This window comes from Paraburkholderia nodosa, from assembly GCF_001718195.1.
In the GTDB taxonomy this organism is placed as follows: Bacteria; Pseudomonadota; Gammaproteobacteria; order Burkholderiales; family Burkholderiaceae; genus Paraburkholderia; species Paraburkholderia nodosa_A.
In genome coordinates this window covers 423,060-436,637 of record NZ_MCNV01000002.1, presented here as the reverse complement: position 1 = coordinate 436,637, position 13,578 = coordinate 423,060, and the positions used below count along the sequence as shown (strand labels likewise).

General features: G+C 61.9%; 13 protein-coding genes. 11 read left to right on the top strand and 2 right to left on the bottom strand.

Features of this window, described 5'->3' with window-relative positions; genetic code table 11:
* Entirely contained in the window at positions 1-1,275 is a 1,275-nt protein-coding gene (locus tag BFD71_RS05275) for an ABC transporter permease (protein WP_069262215.1), read from the top strand.
* A 61-nt stretch (positions 1,276-1,336) separates the two neighbouring features.
* On the opposite strand, the gene BFD71_RS05270 is transcribed toward BFD71_RS05275, so the two are convergent.
* Positions 1,337-1,678, bottom strand: coding sequence for a BON domain-containing protein (locus tag BFD71_RS05270; protein ID WP_256094495.1), 342 nt, complete (start codon positions 1,676-1,678; stop codon positions 1,337-1,339).
* Between the two features lie 812 nt (positions 1,679-2,490).
* Here BFD71_RS05270 and BFD71_RS05265 point away from each other — a divergent pair.
* From BFD71_RS05265 to BFD71_RS05220, 10 genes are all read left to right on the top strand, one after another.
* Positions 2,491-3,645 carry a porin gene (locus BFD71_RS05265; protein WP_069262214.1) on the top strand — a complete coding sequence of 385 codons (1,155 nt, stop codon included), beginning with the start codon at positions 2,491-2,493 and terminating at the stop codon, positions 3,643-3,645.
* 207 nt (positions 3,646-3,852) lie between these two features.
* Positions 3,853-4,944, top strand: a complete 1,092-nt coding sequence (locus BFD71_RS05260) for a LacI family DNA-binding transcriptional regulator (protein WP_069262213.1) — start codon at positions 3,853-3,855, stop codon at positions 4,942-4,944.
* Between the two features lie 174 nt (positions 4,945-5,118).
* A complete protein-coding gene (locus BFD71_RS05255) occupies positions 5,119-6,366 on the top strand; it encodes an ABC transporter substrate-binding protein (protein ID WP_069262212.1) in 1,248 nt (415 codons plus the stop codon).
* Positions 6,367-6,472: 106 nt separating this feature from the next.
* On the top strand, positions 6,473-7,498 hold the full coding sequence (locus tag BFD71_RS05250; RefSeq protein WP_069262211.1) for a carbohydrate ABC transporter permease: 1,026 nt from the start codon (positions 6,473-6,475) through the stop codon (positions 7,496-7,498).
* Complete coding sequence (locus BFD71_RS05245; protein WP_028204698.1) at positions 7,495-8,325, top strand: carbohydrate ABC transporter permease; 831 nt, start codon at positions 7,495-7,497, stop codon at positions 8,323-8,325. The genes BFD71_RS05250 and BFD71_RS05245 overlap by 4 nt, the downstream gene beginning before the upstream one ends.
* A gap of 67 nt (positions 8,326-8,392) precedes the next feature.
* Positions 8,393-9,730 carry a GH1 family beta-glucosidase gene (locus tag BFD71_RS05240; RefSeq protein ID WP_069262210.1) on the top strand — a complete coding sequence of 446 codons (1,338 nt, stop codon included), beginning with the start codon at positions 8,393-8,395 and terminating at the stop codon, positions 9,728-9,730.
* Positions 9,731-9,743: 13 nt separating this feature from the next.
* Complete coding sequence (locus BFD71_RS05235) at positions 9,744-10,874, top strand: ABC transporter ATP-binding protein (protein WP_069262209.1); 1,131 nt, start codon at positions 9,744-9,746, stop codon at positions 10,872-10,874.
* Between the two features lie 28 nt (positions 10,875-10,902).
* Entirely contained in the window at positions 10,903-11,124 is a 222-nt protein-coding gene (locus BFD71_RS05230) for a hypothetical protein (protein ID WP_069262208.1), read from the top strand.
* Positions 11,125-11,812: 688 nt separating this feature from the next.
* The gene (locus BFD71_RS05225) at positions 11,813-12,043 is read left to right on the top strand and encodes a type II toxin-antitoxin system Phd/YefM family antitoxin (RefSeq protein WP_069262207.1); all 231 of its coding nucleotides are present in this window, start codon (positions 11,813-11,815) and stop codon (positions 12,041-12,043) included.
* Positions 12,043-12,432, top strand: a complete 390-nt coding sequence (locus BFD71_RS05220; protein ID WP_069262206.1) for a type II toxin-antitoxin system VapC family toxin — start codon at positions 12,043-12,045, stop codon at positions 12,430-12,432. Before BFD71_RS05225 ends, BFD71_RS05220 begins: the two co-directional genes overlap by 1 nt.
* On the opposite strand, the gene BFD71_RS05215 is transcribed toward BFD71_RS05220, so the two are convergent.
* Complete coding sequence (locus BFD71_RS05215) at positions 12,411-13,460, bottom strand: LacI family DNA-binding transcriptional regulator (protein ID WP_069262205.1); 1,050 nt, start codon at positions 13,458-13,460, stop codon at positions 12,411-12,413. The two genes, BFD71_RS05220 and BFD71_RS05215, sit on opposite strands and share 22 nt — an antisense overlap.
* Between the last annotated feature and the right edge of the window lie 118 nt (positions 13,461-13,578).

The window sequence follows — 13,578 nt, the reverse complement described above, 5'->3', positions numbered from 1 at the left end:
ATGCTGCATGTGCAGGACCATGTCGCCGAGCCGGACGCGCCCACGCGCAGGCGTCAAATCAGCACGCTCATGACGCACCTGAAGTACTACCTGGGGCTGATCCTGTTGCTCGTGGTGGGCGCGTTCACTTCGCCTCACTCGACCGATGGCAGCAACATCTTTCTTTCCAGCGCCAATATCTCCGACGTGTTTCGCGAGGTCGCCAACGTCGGGGTGATGTCGATCGGCATGACGCTCGTGATCATCACCGCGGGTATCGATCTTTCCGTCGGCGCGATCATGGGCCTCGGCAGCGTGCTGACCGCCATGCTGCTGACTACCGAGGGATGGAACCGGGCGACTTACGCCTCGCTCGTGCTCAATGCGATTGCCGTGTTCTCGATCGTGTTCATCGTGCTCGGTGCATGGCGCAGGCCGCTGCGTTCGCATCGCGCGCATATGGGCGCCACACGCGCGTTGCGCGGCGGCATTGCGCTGCTGTGCGCGGCGCTGGCGTGCCTGTATATCGCGTTGCACGCGGCGCACCGCATGCCGCTCGCCGGCGTGCTCTGGATCGTGCCGCTTGCGGGCTTCACGGTAGGCAGCATCAACGGCTGGATCATCACGCGCGGGCGCATGCAACCGTTCATCGTCACGCTCGCGGCGATGGTCGGCGTGCTCGGCGCCGCGCGGCTGATCGCCGGGCAGGACACCGCCGTCTATTCGATTTATAGCGGAACGAATGCGACCGCCGAAATCGAGAATCTGCGCGCGCTGCTGTTCAATCTGATCCCCGTGCCTGCGCTTTTCTTTCTCGTGATCGCGCTCGTCTTCAGCTTCGTGATGAACCGCACGGTGTTCGGCAAATATCTGTACGCGATAGGCGGCAACGAGAAATGCGCCGTGGTTTCAGGGCTCGACGTCAACCGCTACAAGCTGATGGCCTACGCCATTTCCGGCCTGCTCTCGGCGCTCGTTGGTGTGCTCTATGCGGCGCAGTACCGCCAGGGGAAGGCCGATGCCGGAACCGGCTGGGAACTCGATGCGATTGCGGCCGTTGTGATTGGCGGCACGAGCCTGGCCGGCGGAGTCGGACGGATATCGGGCACCGTGGCGGGCGTCCTCATATTCGGCTTCCTCGGCAACATCCTGTTGCTCAACGATATCGACAGCAATACGCAGCTAGTCCTCAAAGGCCTGATCATCGTGATTGCCGTGTTTCTGCAGCAGACCGACTATGGGCGCGGCGGCTGGATCAAACGGATCAGACACAGCATCGCGCAGCGCGATCGATAAAGAACGGCGCGCGGACGAGAAGCGCGCCGTCCGCGCGGCGATGCATTCGATCGCATTGACCTCAGCGTCCACGCGCAAGCCAACTGTCCACCGATTGCACGCCCTCGACCGAAGCCGCGCTGCGCTCGGCCAGCGCGACCTGTTCGTGCGCGTCGACCCATCCGAGCAGCGTGACGGTGCCCCCGCGAGCAAAGACAAAGATATGAGAAGTGTTGACGCCGTTACGCGCAAAAGCGACCCGGACGTTGTGCGCGAGTTGCGGGTTGCTCGCGCCTGAGTCGGTTTGAGCCTGTGCGGCCGGCACCATGGCGCTGGAAATCAGCAATGCGAGCGTGGAAGTGATGATGGCTTTCACGATACCTCCTTGCAGTGTGGCAAAAATGCCGGTCACATCCGGCAGCAAGTCTTCCGGTCCTTCTTCAACGCAGGGCCGCGGAAGTCAGAGGGCAAAACCAGCCCGCGCAGTGCGCGGTGCAATGGTCACCGCAAGGACGCGTCAGGGGTTCCGCCAGCCGGGCATGGAACGGCAGCGCCGTCGCCCGGCGAAAGTTGCGCTGGTGCGTGCTGGTGCATTGCGTTCGGACGGGACGTCGCGCGCGACGTGGCGGGGAACAGCGGGAGTCGAGGCGCGGGGAATTGCGTGGCGCGATGGTCTAAAGCCGGAAAGCCCGCGGGATTGATTCAACGCCCGCGCTGAATGTGCTTACCGGAGAATCTCGACTCGTTGCCCGGCAGGGTATACCTTGATCATAGTCGCTATTGCCCAGGCCTGCTGGTGACAGCGCTATCAGCAGATTTGCAACGCTGCGGACGCAACAGGCAAGAAACTCTCGTGTCGCCGTTGCAACTTCACAACGTCACAGCGTCGCTTTTGAAAGCGCTGTCAAGCGCGATTTGGCCGAAGTAGCACGGCTGTTCGGTACATTTCCCTCGCTGCGCATATTTTCCCTCACGACCGCAAACGGAGTTGCGAGCTTTATGACCATAACGGAATGGTCACAAAGCAGGGGCCTACTCCGGGGCCGCGCGTCGCGCAACTGTTATCGGTAACAGAGTTTTCCCTAGCCCGCCGGTTCGATACACGGGGCAGGGGCGTCCCTATAATCGCCTCGAAATGTGATTCGGAACATTTCAGTGAGGCAGCCTGGTAGGGAACGTGTAGAGCGCACGCGACCTGCGCGGTTTGGAGACGCCAAAATATATATAGGATAGCTAATGAAAAAGAAGATTATTGCATTGTCGGTGATGGCAGCTGCGACGACGATGGCGCACGCGCAAAGCAGCGTCACACTGTATGGCCGTATCGACAACGGCGTGCAGTACGAAACCGGCCTGCCGGGCGGTAACAGGTTCTCGGCACAGAGCGGCGACTGGGGTTGCTCCTGGTTCGGCTTGCTGGGTTCGGAAGATCTCGGCGGCGGCACGAAGGCGGTGTTCCAGTTGGAAGGCCAGCTCAATACGATGACGGGCGCCTCGGCAGGCAACCTGTTCGGTCGTCACGCCACGGTGGGCTTCAGCAACGACCGTTTCGGTCTGTTCAAGATGGGTAATCTCGGCGCCGGCGAACTTTCGCAGGACAGCTGGGGCGCGGACCCGCAGTTGATGCAGCGTTACGCGATTTCGACGCTGGTGCGCGGCCGCAACTGGGCGAGCACGAGCAACGGCGCGGAATATGATTCGCCCACGCTGTTCGGCGGTCTCGTGTTCAAGGGCCAGTATTCGCTGACCAACAACACGAGCTGGAACTCGGCACCGGTCAACGCGAAGGGCGTCCCGACGGGCCAGGGCCGTACGAACGCGATCGAAGGCATCTATACCTGGGGCAGCGGCGATTTCCGTGTGATCTATGACGAAGTCCGCGGCGCGGACGGTTCGTTCAACAACGTGTATTCGGCTTCGCGCTCGATTCTCGCTGGCGGCACGTACGTGATCGGTCCGGTGAAGATCTACGCTGGCTACCAGCATTTGAGCGCACCGAGCGCCACCAACGCAAGCATGGGCGTGACCGACGCGTCGCAGCCGGCTGGCGTGCGCGCACCGACGACGGTGGACCACGAGTGGATCGGCGCTGGCTGGCAGGTGAACGACGCTTCGGCGATCACGGCTGCGGTGTTCCACGCGAACGCGAACAACGGCAACGGCAACGCCACGCTGTTCACGCTCGGTACGACCTACAACCTGTCGAAGCGTACGTTCCTGTACGCGGAAGCCGGCTACGTGCACAACAGCTCGACGTCGAACATCAACCTTGGCAACGGTTCGTACGGCAACAACAACTTCGACGCGACGACGGGCACGTCTTCGAACGACAACCCGAACTACGGCCACAGCCAGACCGGCGTGTTCGCGGGCATCATGCACATGTTCTGATTTGACTTCGTTTGACCTGTAGTTGTTGTGATCTCTTTGTGTTAGGTACTGCTTAATTCTCTACATAGAGAGGCTGGTGCGATCTCTCCTCCACCCTGGTCGCACCGGCTGCTTTTTCTGCGTTCTTTTAGCCCCTTCGAATTCGTATCCGGGAGCGCTTTTTTCAGTGTTTGAAAGCGCTTTCATGAAAATGTTCAGGCGGAACTCATGACCGACGGCACCAACGAAGCACCCGGCGCGCCCAGTGTCCAGAGCGGACCCACTCCGGGTCCCAACGTGACGCTGGAAGAAATTGCGCGTGCAGCCGGCGTGTCTCCGAGCACGGTGTCGCGCATCCTGAACGGCACCGCGCGTGTTCTCCCCGAAAAGCAGCGCGCGGTGGAAGAGGCGATCGCGCGGTTTAACTATCGTCCGAATGTGCTGGCGCGCAGTCTTGCGAGCGGCCGCACCGAAACTATCGGTGTCCTGACACAAGCCGTGTCGAGCCCGTTTTACGCCGAGTGGCTGCGCGGTATCGAAGAGGCGCTTTCCGAGCCGGGCTTCACGCCGATTTTCGTGAGCAGCCGCTGGAATGTCGTCGACGAAAAGGCGCGCCTCGAAGAATTCATCGCGCGCCGCGTGGACGGCATCATTCTGTTGCATGCGCAACTCGACGAATCGACGCTCACCGAATACTCGCGCTACGCGCCCATGCTCGTACTTGGGCGCTCGGTGCAAAACGGCACGGCGCTCGCTGGCCTGCCGATCGACAACCTGCAGGGCGCACGCGACGCGACCCGCCATCTGATCGAGCAGGGCCACCGCGAGATCGCGTTCATTGCCGGCCCGAGCAGTCACGAGGACGCGATCGAGCGTCTCGACGGTTACCGCATCGCCCTGGAAGAAGCGGGTATCGGCTTCGACGCCGATCTGGTCGAGCAGGGCGATTACCTCGAAACGGGCGGGCTCGCCGCCATGGAGCGGCTGCTGATGCGCCGGCCGTCGTTGAGCGCGGTGTTCTGCGCGAACGACCAGACCGCGTACGGCGCGCGTCTCGCGATGTTCCGCCGCGGCGTACGCGTGCCCGAAGATGTGTCGCTGGTCGGCTTCGACGATCTGCCGACTTCTTCGTACATGACGCCGCCTCTGACGACGGTGCGCCAGCCGACCTATGAAATCGGCCGTCTCGCCGCGCAAGGCATCGTGCAGATGATCCGCAAGCAGCCCATCGCCCTGAGCCCCATTCCGCTCACGCTGGTGACGCGCGAGACGACGCGTCGCATCGGGCCGTCGCCGAGCCGGGGAGACGCGGGTGCATAAGGTTCGAATCCAGATCGGGCCGTTTTTTTAGTTTTGCGGTGAAAGCGCTTTCAAACAGATGAGCGCGGCAAGCAGGGCGTCAGGCACTGCGAATGAATACAACAGGGGAAGTAGTTCGTAGCAGCAGGGGAGCAATTGAACGTCACTCACAAACGTTTCACCAGGAGACATGTAATGAATTTCCGTTTTTCAGGCACTGCCGCTGCAGTTTTGCTCAGCCTGGCTACCGTGGCTGCGCATGCCAGCACCACGCTGACCGTCGCGGTGTTTCCGAAGCTCGACCAGGAAATCAAGGACGCGATTCCCGCGTGGAAGAAGCTGCATCCGGACGTCGACATCAAGGTGTCGTCGCTTGCGATCGCCGATCACCACAACGCCATGACCACAGCGCTCGCAACGAGCTCGGACCTGCCCGACGTGATGGCCGTCGAAGTCGGCTTCATTGGCCGTTTCGCAGCGGGCGGCGGTCTCGAGAACCTGGCGAAGCCGCCCTATAACGCAGGCCAGTACAAGAGCCAGTTCATCAACTACACGTTCGCGCAGGCTACGACGCAGGACGGACAGATTGTCGGCATGCCGGGCGATATCGGCCCGGGCACGCTGTTCTACCGCAAGGACATTCTCGACAAGGCAGGCGTGACCGAAGCCGACTTGACCAAGTCGTGGGAGTCGTATCTGGCGGCCGGGCAGAAGATCAAGAAGGCGACCGGCGCGTACCTGATGGCGTCGTCGCGCGATATCGAAGACATCTATATTCGCGCCGACCTGAAGGAAGGCGATGGCGTGTACTTCGACAAGGCCGGTAATCCGGTCGTGACCTCGCCGCGTTTCGTGAAGGCATTCGAGCTGGCGAAGAAGGCGCGTGATCTCGGCCTCGACGCGAAGATCACGCCGTGGTCGAACGAATGGGCCGAAAGCTTCAAGCGCGGCACGGTCGCCACGCAAATGATGGGCGCATGGCTCGGCGGCCACCTCTCCTCGTGGATCGCGCCGGATACGAAGGGCCTGTGGCGCGCAACGAATCTGCCCGACGGCGCTTATGCATCGTTCGGCGGCACGTTCTGGTCGATTCCGGTGAAGGCCACGCAAAAGCAGCTGTCGTGGGAATTCATCAAGTTCCTGACGACGCGCCCGGACGAGCAGCTCGCTTCGTTCCGCTCGATCGACGCCTTCCCGGCGCTGCTTTCGGCGCAGCACGACGACTTCTTCGCGCAGCCGGTGGCGTTCCTGGGCAACGAGAAGGCACGCCTGATCTGGCGCGATGCGGCCGCGCATATCCCGGCGATCCAGCGCAGCAAGTATGACCAGGTTGCCGAAGAGGCGGTCCACTCGGCGCTCGACAAGGTGGTCGACAGCAACGAGGACATCCACCAGGCGCTGCAGGAGGCACAGGCTGAAATCACGCATCGTGTCCGCCGTTAAGCGGCTCTGATGAAACGGCGCGGCACGCATCGCCGCGCTTTGAAGCCCGCTGCAACAGCGTGGCCGGTCGCCCCGGCCGGCCACGCCCGAATGGACGGAATTATTGATGAACTCTCCTCTGCCCACAACTGAACAGGTTTCCCGGGAAGGGCTCGTGCCCGATACGCACGCGCCGCTCGCCCACGCTCGTGGCAAGCCGCGGTTCAATCCGGTCAAGATTGCACCGTACCTCTTTCTCGCGCCGTTTTTTCTGCTGTTCGCCGTGTTCCTGGCCTTTCCGCTGCTGTTTTCGCTGTATCTCTCGTTCCAGAGTTGGGACGCGACAGCGGGTCTGGCGAGCATGAAGTGGGTGGGCCTGTCGAACTTCACCTTCACGCTGACGGACCCGTGGTACTGGAAATCGCTCTACAACACGGCTTCGATGGCGGTCATGTCCGGCGTGCCGCAGCACCTCATTGCGCTGCCGCTGGCGTTCTTTCTGCAAACCGCATTTCGCCGCTGGCGCAATTTCGTGGTCGGGCTGTATTTCCTGCCTTTCATCACGTCGAGCGTGGCGATCGCGCTAATCTTCTCGTCGCTGTATTCGACCGACTTCGGCATGATCAATCTCGCGATCGCCGAGATCGGCAAGATTCCGGGGCTGCACTGGATCGTGCCTTCGAAACCGATCGAGTGGCTGTATAACCCCGCGAACGTGAAGCCGGCGGTTTCCGTCGTCGTCTTCTGGCGCTACGTGGGCTGGAATACGGTGCTTTATCTGTCCGCGCTGCAAACCATTCCGAAGGATCTCTACGAAGCGGCGCGCATCGACGGCGCCAATGGCTGGCAACAGTTCACGCGCATCACGATTCCGCTTCTCAAGCCGATGATCTTCTTCGCGGTCACGCTTTCGATCATCGGTGGGCTGCAACTGTTCGAAGAGCCGTTCATCCTGCTCCCGAACGAAGGCATGGGCACAAGCCAGTCCGGCCTGACGACGGCGGTCTACATGTATCGCACGGCATTCCACGACGGCGACTTCGGCACGGCCAGTTCGATTGCGTGGCTGCTCTTTATCACGATTTCCGCGCTGATGTGGCTCAACACGCGCATTTTCCACCGCAGCGGCATGAAAGAAGAGGCACAGCGATGAAACTGTCGAAAAACAAGGCGCGTTATACGGGCTACGCCGTCGTGCTGGCGGGCGCGGTGCTGATGTTCTCGCCGTTCTGGTTCATGTTCGTCTTCGCTACACATACGAGTTCCGAAATTTTCTCGATGCCGCCGCCGCTGTGGTTCGGCAACGCGTTTCTCGACAACATGGCGTCGCTCATGCGTCACATTCCGTTCTGGCGCAATCTGGGCTGGAGTTTTTATACGGCCACGATCCAGACCGTGCTGACGCTGCTCGTCACCTCGATGGCCGGTTACGCGTTTGCGATGTATGAGTTCCGCTTCAAGAAGACGCTCTTTGCCGTCGCGCTCACGGCCATGCTGGTGCCGCCGTTCCTCAGCATGATTCCGACCTTCATGACGATGAATCTGCTCGGCTGGATCAATCAGCCGCGCGCGCTCTACGTGCCCGGCGCGGCTGCCGCGCTCGGCGTGTTCCTCATGCGCCAGTACATCGCGTCGGCCATTCCGTCCGACCTGATCGAGGCGGCGCGCATCGACGGCTGCGGCGAGTTCCGCATCTACTGGAGCATCGTGCTGCCGCTGCTTGGGCCGGCACTGGGCACGCTCGGGCTCATCAGCTTCATTCAGGCCTGGAATAACTTCCTCTCGGCGCTCGTGGTGCTGCGTTCGCCCTCGATGTACACGCTGCCCCTCGCGCTGCGCATTTTGCAAAGCCCGACCAATTCGGACTGGGGCGCGGTAATGGCAGGCTCGGCGGTCGCCGTGGTGCCGTTGCTGGTGCTGTTCGCTTTCACCTCGCGGCGCTTGATCGACGGTTTGACGACCGGCGCGGTCAAGGCTTGAGTTTCGCTTCGTTCATTTCATGCCGCTCGAGCAAGAGCGGACACGACTATTCAGGATACCTACCGTTATGTCAACGTTTCAATTCAAGGAAAATTTCGTCTGGGGTGTGGCCACCAGCTCGTATCAGATAGAAGGCGCAGCCCGTGAGGACGGCCGTGGCGAATCGATCTGGGACACGTTCTGCCGCGTGCCCGGCAAGGTCGTGAAAGGCGAAAGCGGCGACGTGGCCTGCGATCACTACCATCGCCTCGAGGAAGATCTCGATCTGATGGCGCAAATGGGCGTCAACGCCTATCGCTTTTCGATTGCATGGCCGCGCGTGCAGCCGGATGGCCGCGGCGCGTACAACGAAAAGGGCCTCGCGTTCTACGAGCGTCTGGTCGACGGCTTGCTCGAGCGCGGCATCCAGCCGTTCGCGACGCTGTATCACTGGGACTTGCCGCAAGCATTGCAGACGGAGCAAAACGGCTGGGAAAGCCGCGATACGGCTTATCGTTTCGCCGACTACGCCCGCAAGATCGGCAGTGTGCTGGGCGACCGCGTGGCGTCGATCGCCACGCACAACGAGCCCTGGTGTACCGCATGGCTCGGCAACGCAACGGGCTACTTCGCGCCGGGCAATGCCGACCTGAAGAAGGCTGCGCACGTGGCGCATCATCTGCTGCTTTCGCACGGCCTGGCCGTTCAGGCCATGCGCGCCGATGGTGTGAAGGCGCCGCTCGGCATCGTGCTCAACCAGTCGCCGGCACACGGCGCGACCGACGCGCCTGAAGACCTCGCAGCCGCATCGCTCGAATACGCGAAGTTCGTCCGCTGGTACATGGACCCGATCTTCAAGGGCGAATATCCGGCCGAAGCGCTGCAATGGTATGGCGCGAACGGCCCGCAAGAGGTGATCCGCGAAGGCGACTTCGACATCATCGGCACGCCGCTCGACTTCCTCGGCATCAACTACTACACGCGTATCTTCGCGAGCGCTTCGGGCAACAAGCGTCCACCGGGCGTGCACGGCTTCACGGACATGGACTGGGAAGTCTACCCCGAAGGTCTGACCGAACTGCTCACGAAGCTCAATGCCGAGTACAAGCTGCCGCCGATCTTCATCACCGAGAACGGCTGCGCGTCGAAAGACGTGCTCGAAAACGACCGCGTGCAGGACACCGACCGCATCCGTTTCCTCGATCTGCACCTCGCCGCATTGTCCGAAGCCGCACGACAAGGCGTGGACGTGGCCGGCTATTTTGCATGGAGCATGCTGGACAACTTCGAATGGGCGTCCGGTTACGACAAGCGCTTCGGCATGGTGTACGTCGACTACGAGACCCAGAAGCGGACGCTGAAAGACAGCGCGCACTGGTATGGCAAGGTCATCGCGGAACATGCCGCCGCCGATCAAGCGTACTAAGGAGGACATAACAATGGGCGAACTCGTATTGCGCAACGTCGTGAAGACGTATGGCGAAGGTCCGCAGATCATTCAGGGCATCGATCTTCATATTCCTGATGGACAGTTCACGGTATTCGTCGGGCCGTCGGGTTGCGGGAAGTCGACCATGCTGCGCATGATCGCCGGGCTCGAGGAAGTGAGCGGCGGCGACATTCTGATCGACGGCCTACGCGTGAACGATCTGCAGCCTGTGGACCGCGGCGTGTCGATGGTGTTCCAGAGCTACGCGCTCTACCCGCATATGACGGTTGCGGAGAACATGGGCTTTTCGCTGAAGCTCTCGGGCAAATCGAAGCGCGAAGTACGCGAGGTCGTGGGCCGCGCTGCCGAAATCCTGCAGATCACGCACCTGCTCGAGCGCAAGCCGAAGGCGCTCTCGGGCGGCCAGCGGCAGCGCGTCGCGATTGGCCGCGCGATCGTGCGCAAGCCGCGCGTCTTTCTGTTCGACGAGCCGCTGTCGAATCTCGACGCGGCGCTGCGCGTGCAGATGCGCATCGAACTCGCGAAGCTGCACCGCGAACTCGGCACGACGATGATTTACGTCACGCACGATCAGGTCGAGGCGATGACGCTCGGCGAGCAGATCGTGGTGTTCAACAAGGGGAACATCGAGCAGACGGGCGCGCCGCTCGAGCTGTACGACCGGCCCGCGAACCGTTTTGTCGGCGGCTTCATCGGTTCGCCGCAGATGAACATGCTCGGCGCGACGGTCGTGTCGCAAAACGGCGTGCAGACCGTCCTCGCGCTTGCGGGAGCGAGCCACCGTATCGCGTTGTCGGGCCGCCCGGATCGCGCACTCAATGGCGAATTGACCCTGGGCGTGCGCGCCGAACACCTGAGCATCGGCTTCGCGGACGAAGGCATCGCCGCTCGCGTGGAGCTGGTCGAACATCTGGGCGATGTCTCGATCCTGCACGCGCGTCTCGACGGCATGGCGCACGCCGTCGCGCTCAAGCTCGACAAGAAGGACGCGCAATACGAGCCGGGCGCGCGCGTGGCCATCAAGGTGGCCTCGTCCGCGGTCACGCTGTTCGATGCGAAAGGCGACGCGGTGGCGTTCGAGCGTCCCCAGGTGGGAGAGCACGTTCAAGCCGTCGTTTGACGTGCCGGTTTGGTCCGGGAAGAGTGCCATGACGAACAAAGGGTCGAAGGACGATTTCGCGTCCGCTGTCAATGCGCGCAGCAGGCAGGCCGCGACGTCCGATGAAACGCGCGATGTGACGGAGAGGGAGCGCGAGTCGCAACGCGACCGCCAGGAGAAACGGCGCGAGCCGCTGCATGCGTTTATCGTTCATTTCGACGCGGAGCCTGCGACGAAGCCGCCGCCGGATGAGCCGGACCAGCGAGTGTGACGATATGGGGGCAGGGATGATTATGAGTGTCGCGAATCGGCGTTACGACTTTTCTTACCGCCCATTTAACGTTAGCCGGAACGGTACTTTTTTGCAGTACCCTGTGGCCAGCTTTCCAGCCGCTCTTTCCTTGCTGGGCCGGGATCCGGCGCGGTTTACGCGGACTCCGCGTCGATTCGCCAAGCCCAGGTAAACCACGCATGGCGGCGCCGGAAGCGGGCATTTAACATGAATTAACGTTAAGGGTAACGTTATTATGTTTCTGCTTAATCGATGGTCTGCAGCAAAGGTAATCACCTCCCCCAACGCTCCGCTTTCCTGCGGCAGCGTCCGTATCGGCAAGCGAAGCGTACACCGCTACTCGCGCATATCCGCCGGCAAGCAACACACCCTGTTGTCGTGCCTCGCGGGTCGCTCGATCACAACTCGGGCTGCTTGACGGGCATCCATCAGACAGACCGATTATATGAAAGCGCAAGGGCCGCGGGGCGGATTCGGGCGAAACATGTTAGCGGTAAAAACCCGCAGTTCGTTGGTGCGAGATATACCGGTGCAGGGCGTAGTTCAGGCAGGAAACGGTTGGGCAACGCCGATAAAGAGCCATTGGGGTGCGAAGCGCAATTTCGTTGCGTGCGCAACGACCCGATGCAATAAAAATCCGATAGAATTTTGATGGGTGGAGAGCGTCATGGAAAAGCGAGTATCCAAAGCCATTTTCAAGTCCCGCGCCTGCGAGCTGTTCCGCCAGGTCGAAACGCTGGGCGAAACCGTCGTCGTGACGGACCGGGGACAACCCACCATTGAAATCCGGCCGTATCGCAGCAAGACGGAGAATCCGCTCGAGCTGCTGCGCGCGTCGATCACGCATTTCAATCTCAAGCACGCGCTTGCACCGGTTCCCGCCGAGCAGGAAGAGTAATGATCACGCTCGACACGCTTGCGCTCGTGTGCTGGCTCGGCAAACAGAAAGCGCTGAGTCAGGCCGCGCACGATGCGATCGACCGTGAACTCGACGGCGGCGAGATCCTCATTTCAGCCATCAGCGCGCTGGAAATCGTGGAGTTCGTGAAGGCGGGCAGCCTGGGGCTTTCCATGGATGCCCGTAGCTGGCTCTCGACGTTTCTGAAGCTGGATGGCGTGCGCCTGATTCCGGTCGATTCGGAAATTGCGTTCCGGGCGGCGACGCTGCCGCCCGCGCTCACTTCGCATCAGAGGCTGATCGTTGCGACCGCCCGCACGCATGGCGGCGCGCTCGTGACCTCCGATGCGAAGGTGCGCGCCTCGACTTACGTCGAAACGATCTGGTGACGCGAGCGGCGGTGGCGCGCTCGCACCGGTCCGGTCGAGTCGCGCACCACCAGCTCGGCAGGCAGCGTGATGCGCTGCGAAGCGGCGTCGATGCCGGCGATCTGCGCGAGCAGCGTATTGACCGCCGAACGCGCCATTTGCTGAAACGGCTGGCGAATCGTAGTGAGGGCAGGATGAAACTGCTCGGACATGGGAATGTCGTCGAACCCGATCACGGAAATGTCGTCGGGCACGCGCAGGCCGGCTTCCCTGACTGCGGCGATCACGCCGAACGCGCTCTGGTCGTTGGCCGTGAAGATCGCGGTGGGTGGATCGGGGAGATTGAGCAGGTCGAACGTGACGTCGAACGCCATCATTTGCGAGAGGTCGCCCGCGGCGACCAGCGCGTCTTCACGTGGCAGGCCGAGCTTGGCGAGGGTGTCGCGATAGCCGCGCTGGCGGTCGCGCACGCCTTCGATGGTTTCGTCGCCGGCGAGAAACGCAATGCGCTTGTGGCCGAGTTCCGCGAGATGCTCGACCGCGAGACAGGCGCCGCCGTAATTGTCGACGGACACCGAAGGAAAGCCCGTGAGCGTGCCGCGCTGATCGACGACCACTACGGGCACTTTGGCCGTGGCGAGTGCTTCGAGGCAGAGCGATTCGCGCGGCAGGATGGCGAGAATGCCGTCGGAAAATTGCTGGATCAACCCGAGCAGGTCGTGATGCGTATGGCGGTCTTCGTCGAACACGGTGTACACGAGCATTTCCATGCCCGCGCCGCGTGCCGCGCGGCCCGCGCCGAGCACCAGTTCGCTCGAGAACTGCGTGTCGAGCGTGGGCGTAATGATGCCGATGATGCCGTTGCGGCCGCCCGAGAGTTTCTGGGCGGTGCGGTTCACGACATAGCCGATGTCCGAAGCGATTCTCAGTACTTCGTCGCGCGTTTCGCGCGACACGCCCGGGCGTCCATTGAGCGCGCGCGACGCGGTCATCTGCGACACCCCGGCAAGCTTGGCGACGTGCTCAAGCGTTGGAGTTTGCCTTGCCATGCGTGGTGTGGGCTTACGAGAGGTCATGTCTGCGAAGACTCGCTCGTGACTCGCTGGTTACTTCGCGGATGGGTCGCTCGTCACGTTAGCGATACCGTTTGTGTGCTGGTTATTCTAT

Excerpts from the sequence above, each read along its gene's own strand:
- BFD71_RS05275 (WP_069262215.1), top strand. The coding sequence starts at position 1 with ATGCTGCATGTGCAGGACCATGTCGCCGAGCCGGACGCGCCCACGCGC.
- BFD71_RS05265 (WP_069262214.1), top strand. The coding sequence starts at position 2,491 with ATGAAAAAGAAGATTATTGCATTGTCGGTGATGGCAGCTGCGACGACG.
- BFD71_RS05260 (WP_069262213.1), top strand. The coding sequence starts at position 3,853 with ATGACCGACGGCACCAACGAAGCACCCGGCGCGCCCAGTGTCCAGAGC.
- BFD71_RS05255 (WP_069262212.1), top strand. The coding sequence starts at position 5,119 with ATGAATTTCCGTTTTTCAGGCACTGCCGCTGCAGTTTTGCTCAGCCTG.
- BFD71_RS05250 (WP_069262211.1), top strand. The coding sequence starts at position 6,473 with ATGAACTCTCCTCTGCCCACAACTGAACAGGTTTCCCGGGAAGGGCTC.
- BFD71_RS05245 (WP_028204698.1), top strand. The coding sequence starts at position 7,495 with ATGAAACTGTCGAAAAACAAGGCGCGTTATACGGGCTACGCCGTCGTG.
- BFD71_RS05240 (WP_069262210.1), top strand. The coding sequence starts at position 8,393 with ATGTCAACGTTTCAATTCAAGGAAAATTTCGTCTGGGGTGTGGCCACC.
- BFD71_RS05235 (WP_069262209.1), top strand. The coding sequence starts at position 9,744 with ATGGGCGAACTCGTATTGCGCAACGTCGTGAAGACGTATGGCGAAGGT.
- BFD71_RS05230 (WP_069262208.1), top strand. The coding sequence starts at position 10,903 with ATGACGAACAAAGGGTCGAAGGACGATTTCGCGTCCGCTGTCAATGCG.
- BFD71_RS05225 (WP_069262207.1), top strand. The coding sequence starts at position 11,813 with ATGGAAAAGCGAGTATCCAAAGCCATTTTCAAGTCCCGCGCCTGCGAG.
- BFD71_RS05220 (WP_069262206.1), top strand. The coding sequence starts at position 12,043 with ATGATCACGCTCGACACGCTTGCGCTCGTGTGCTGGCTCGGCAAACAG.
- BFD71_RS05215 (WP_069262205.1), bottom strand. The coding sequence starts at position 13,460 with ATGGCAAGGCAAACTCCAACGCTTGAGCACGTCGCCAAGCTTGCCGGG.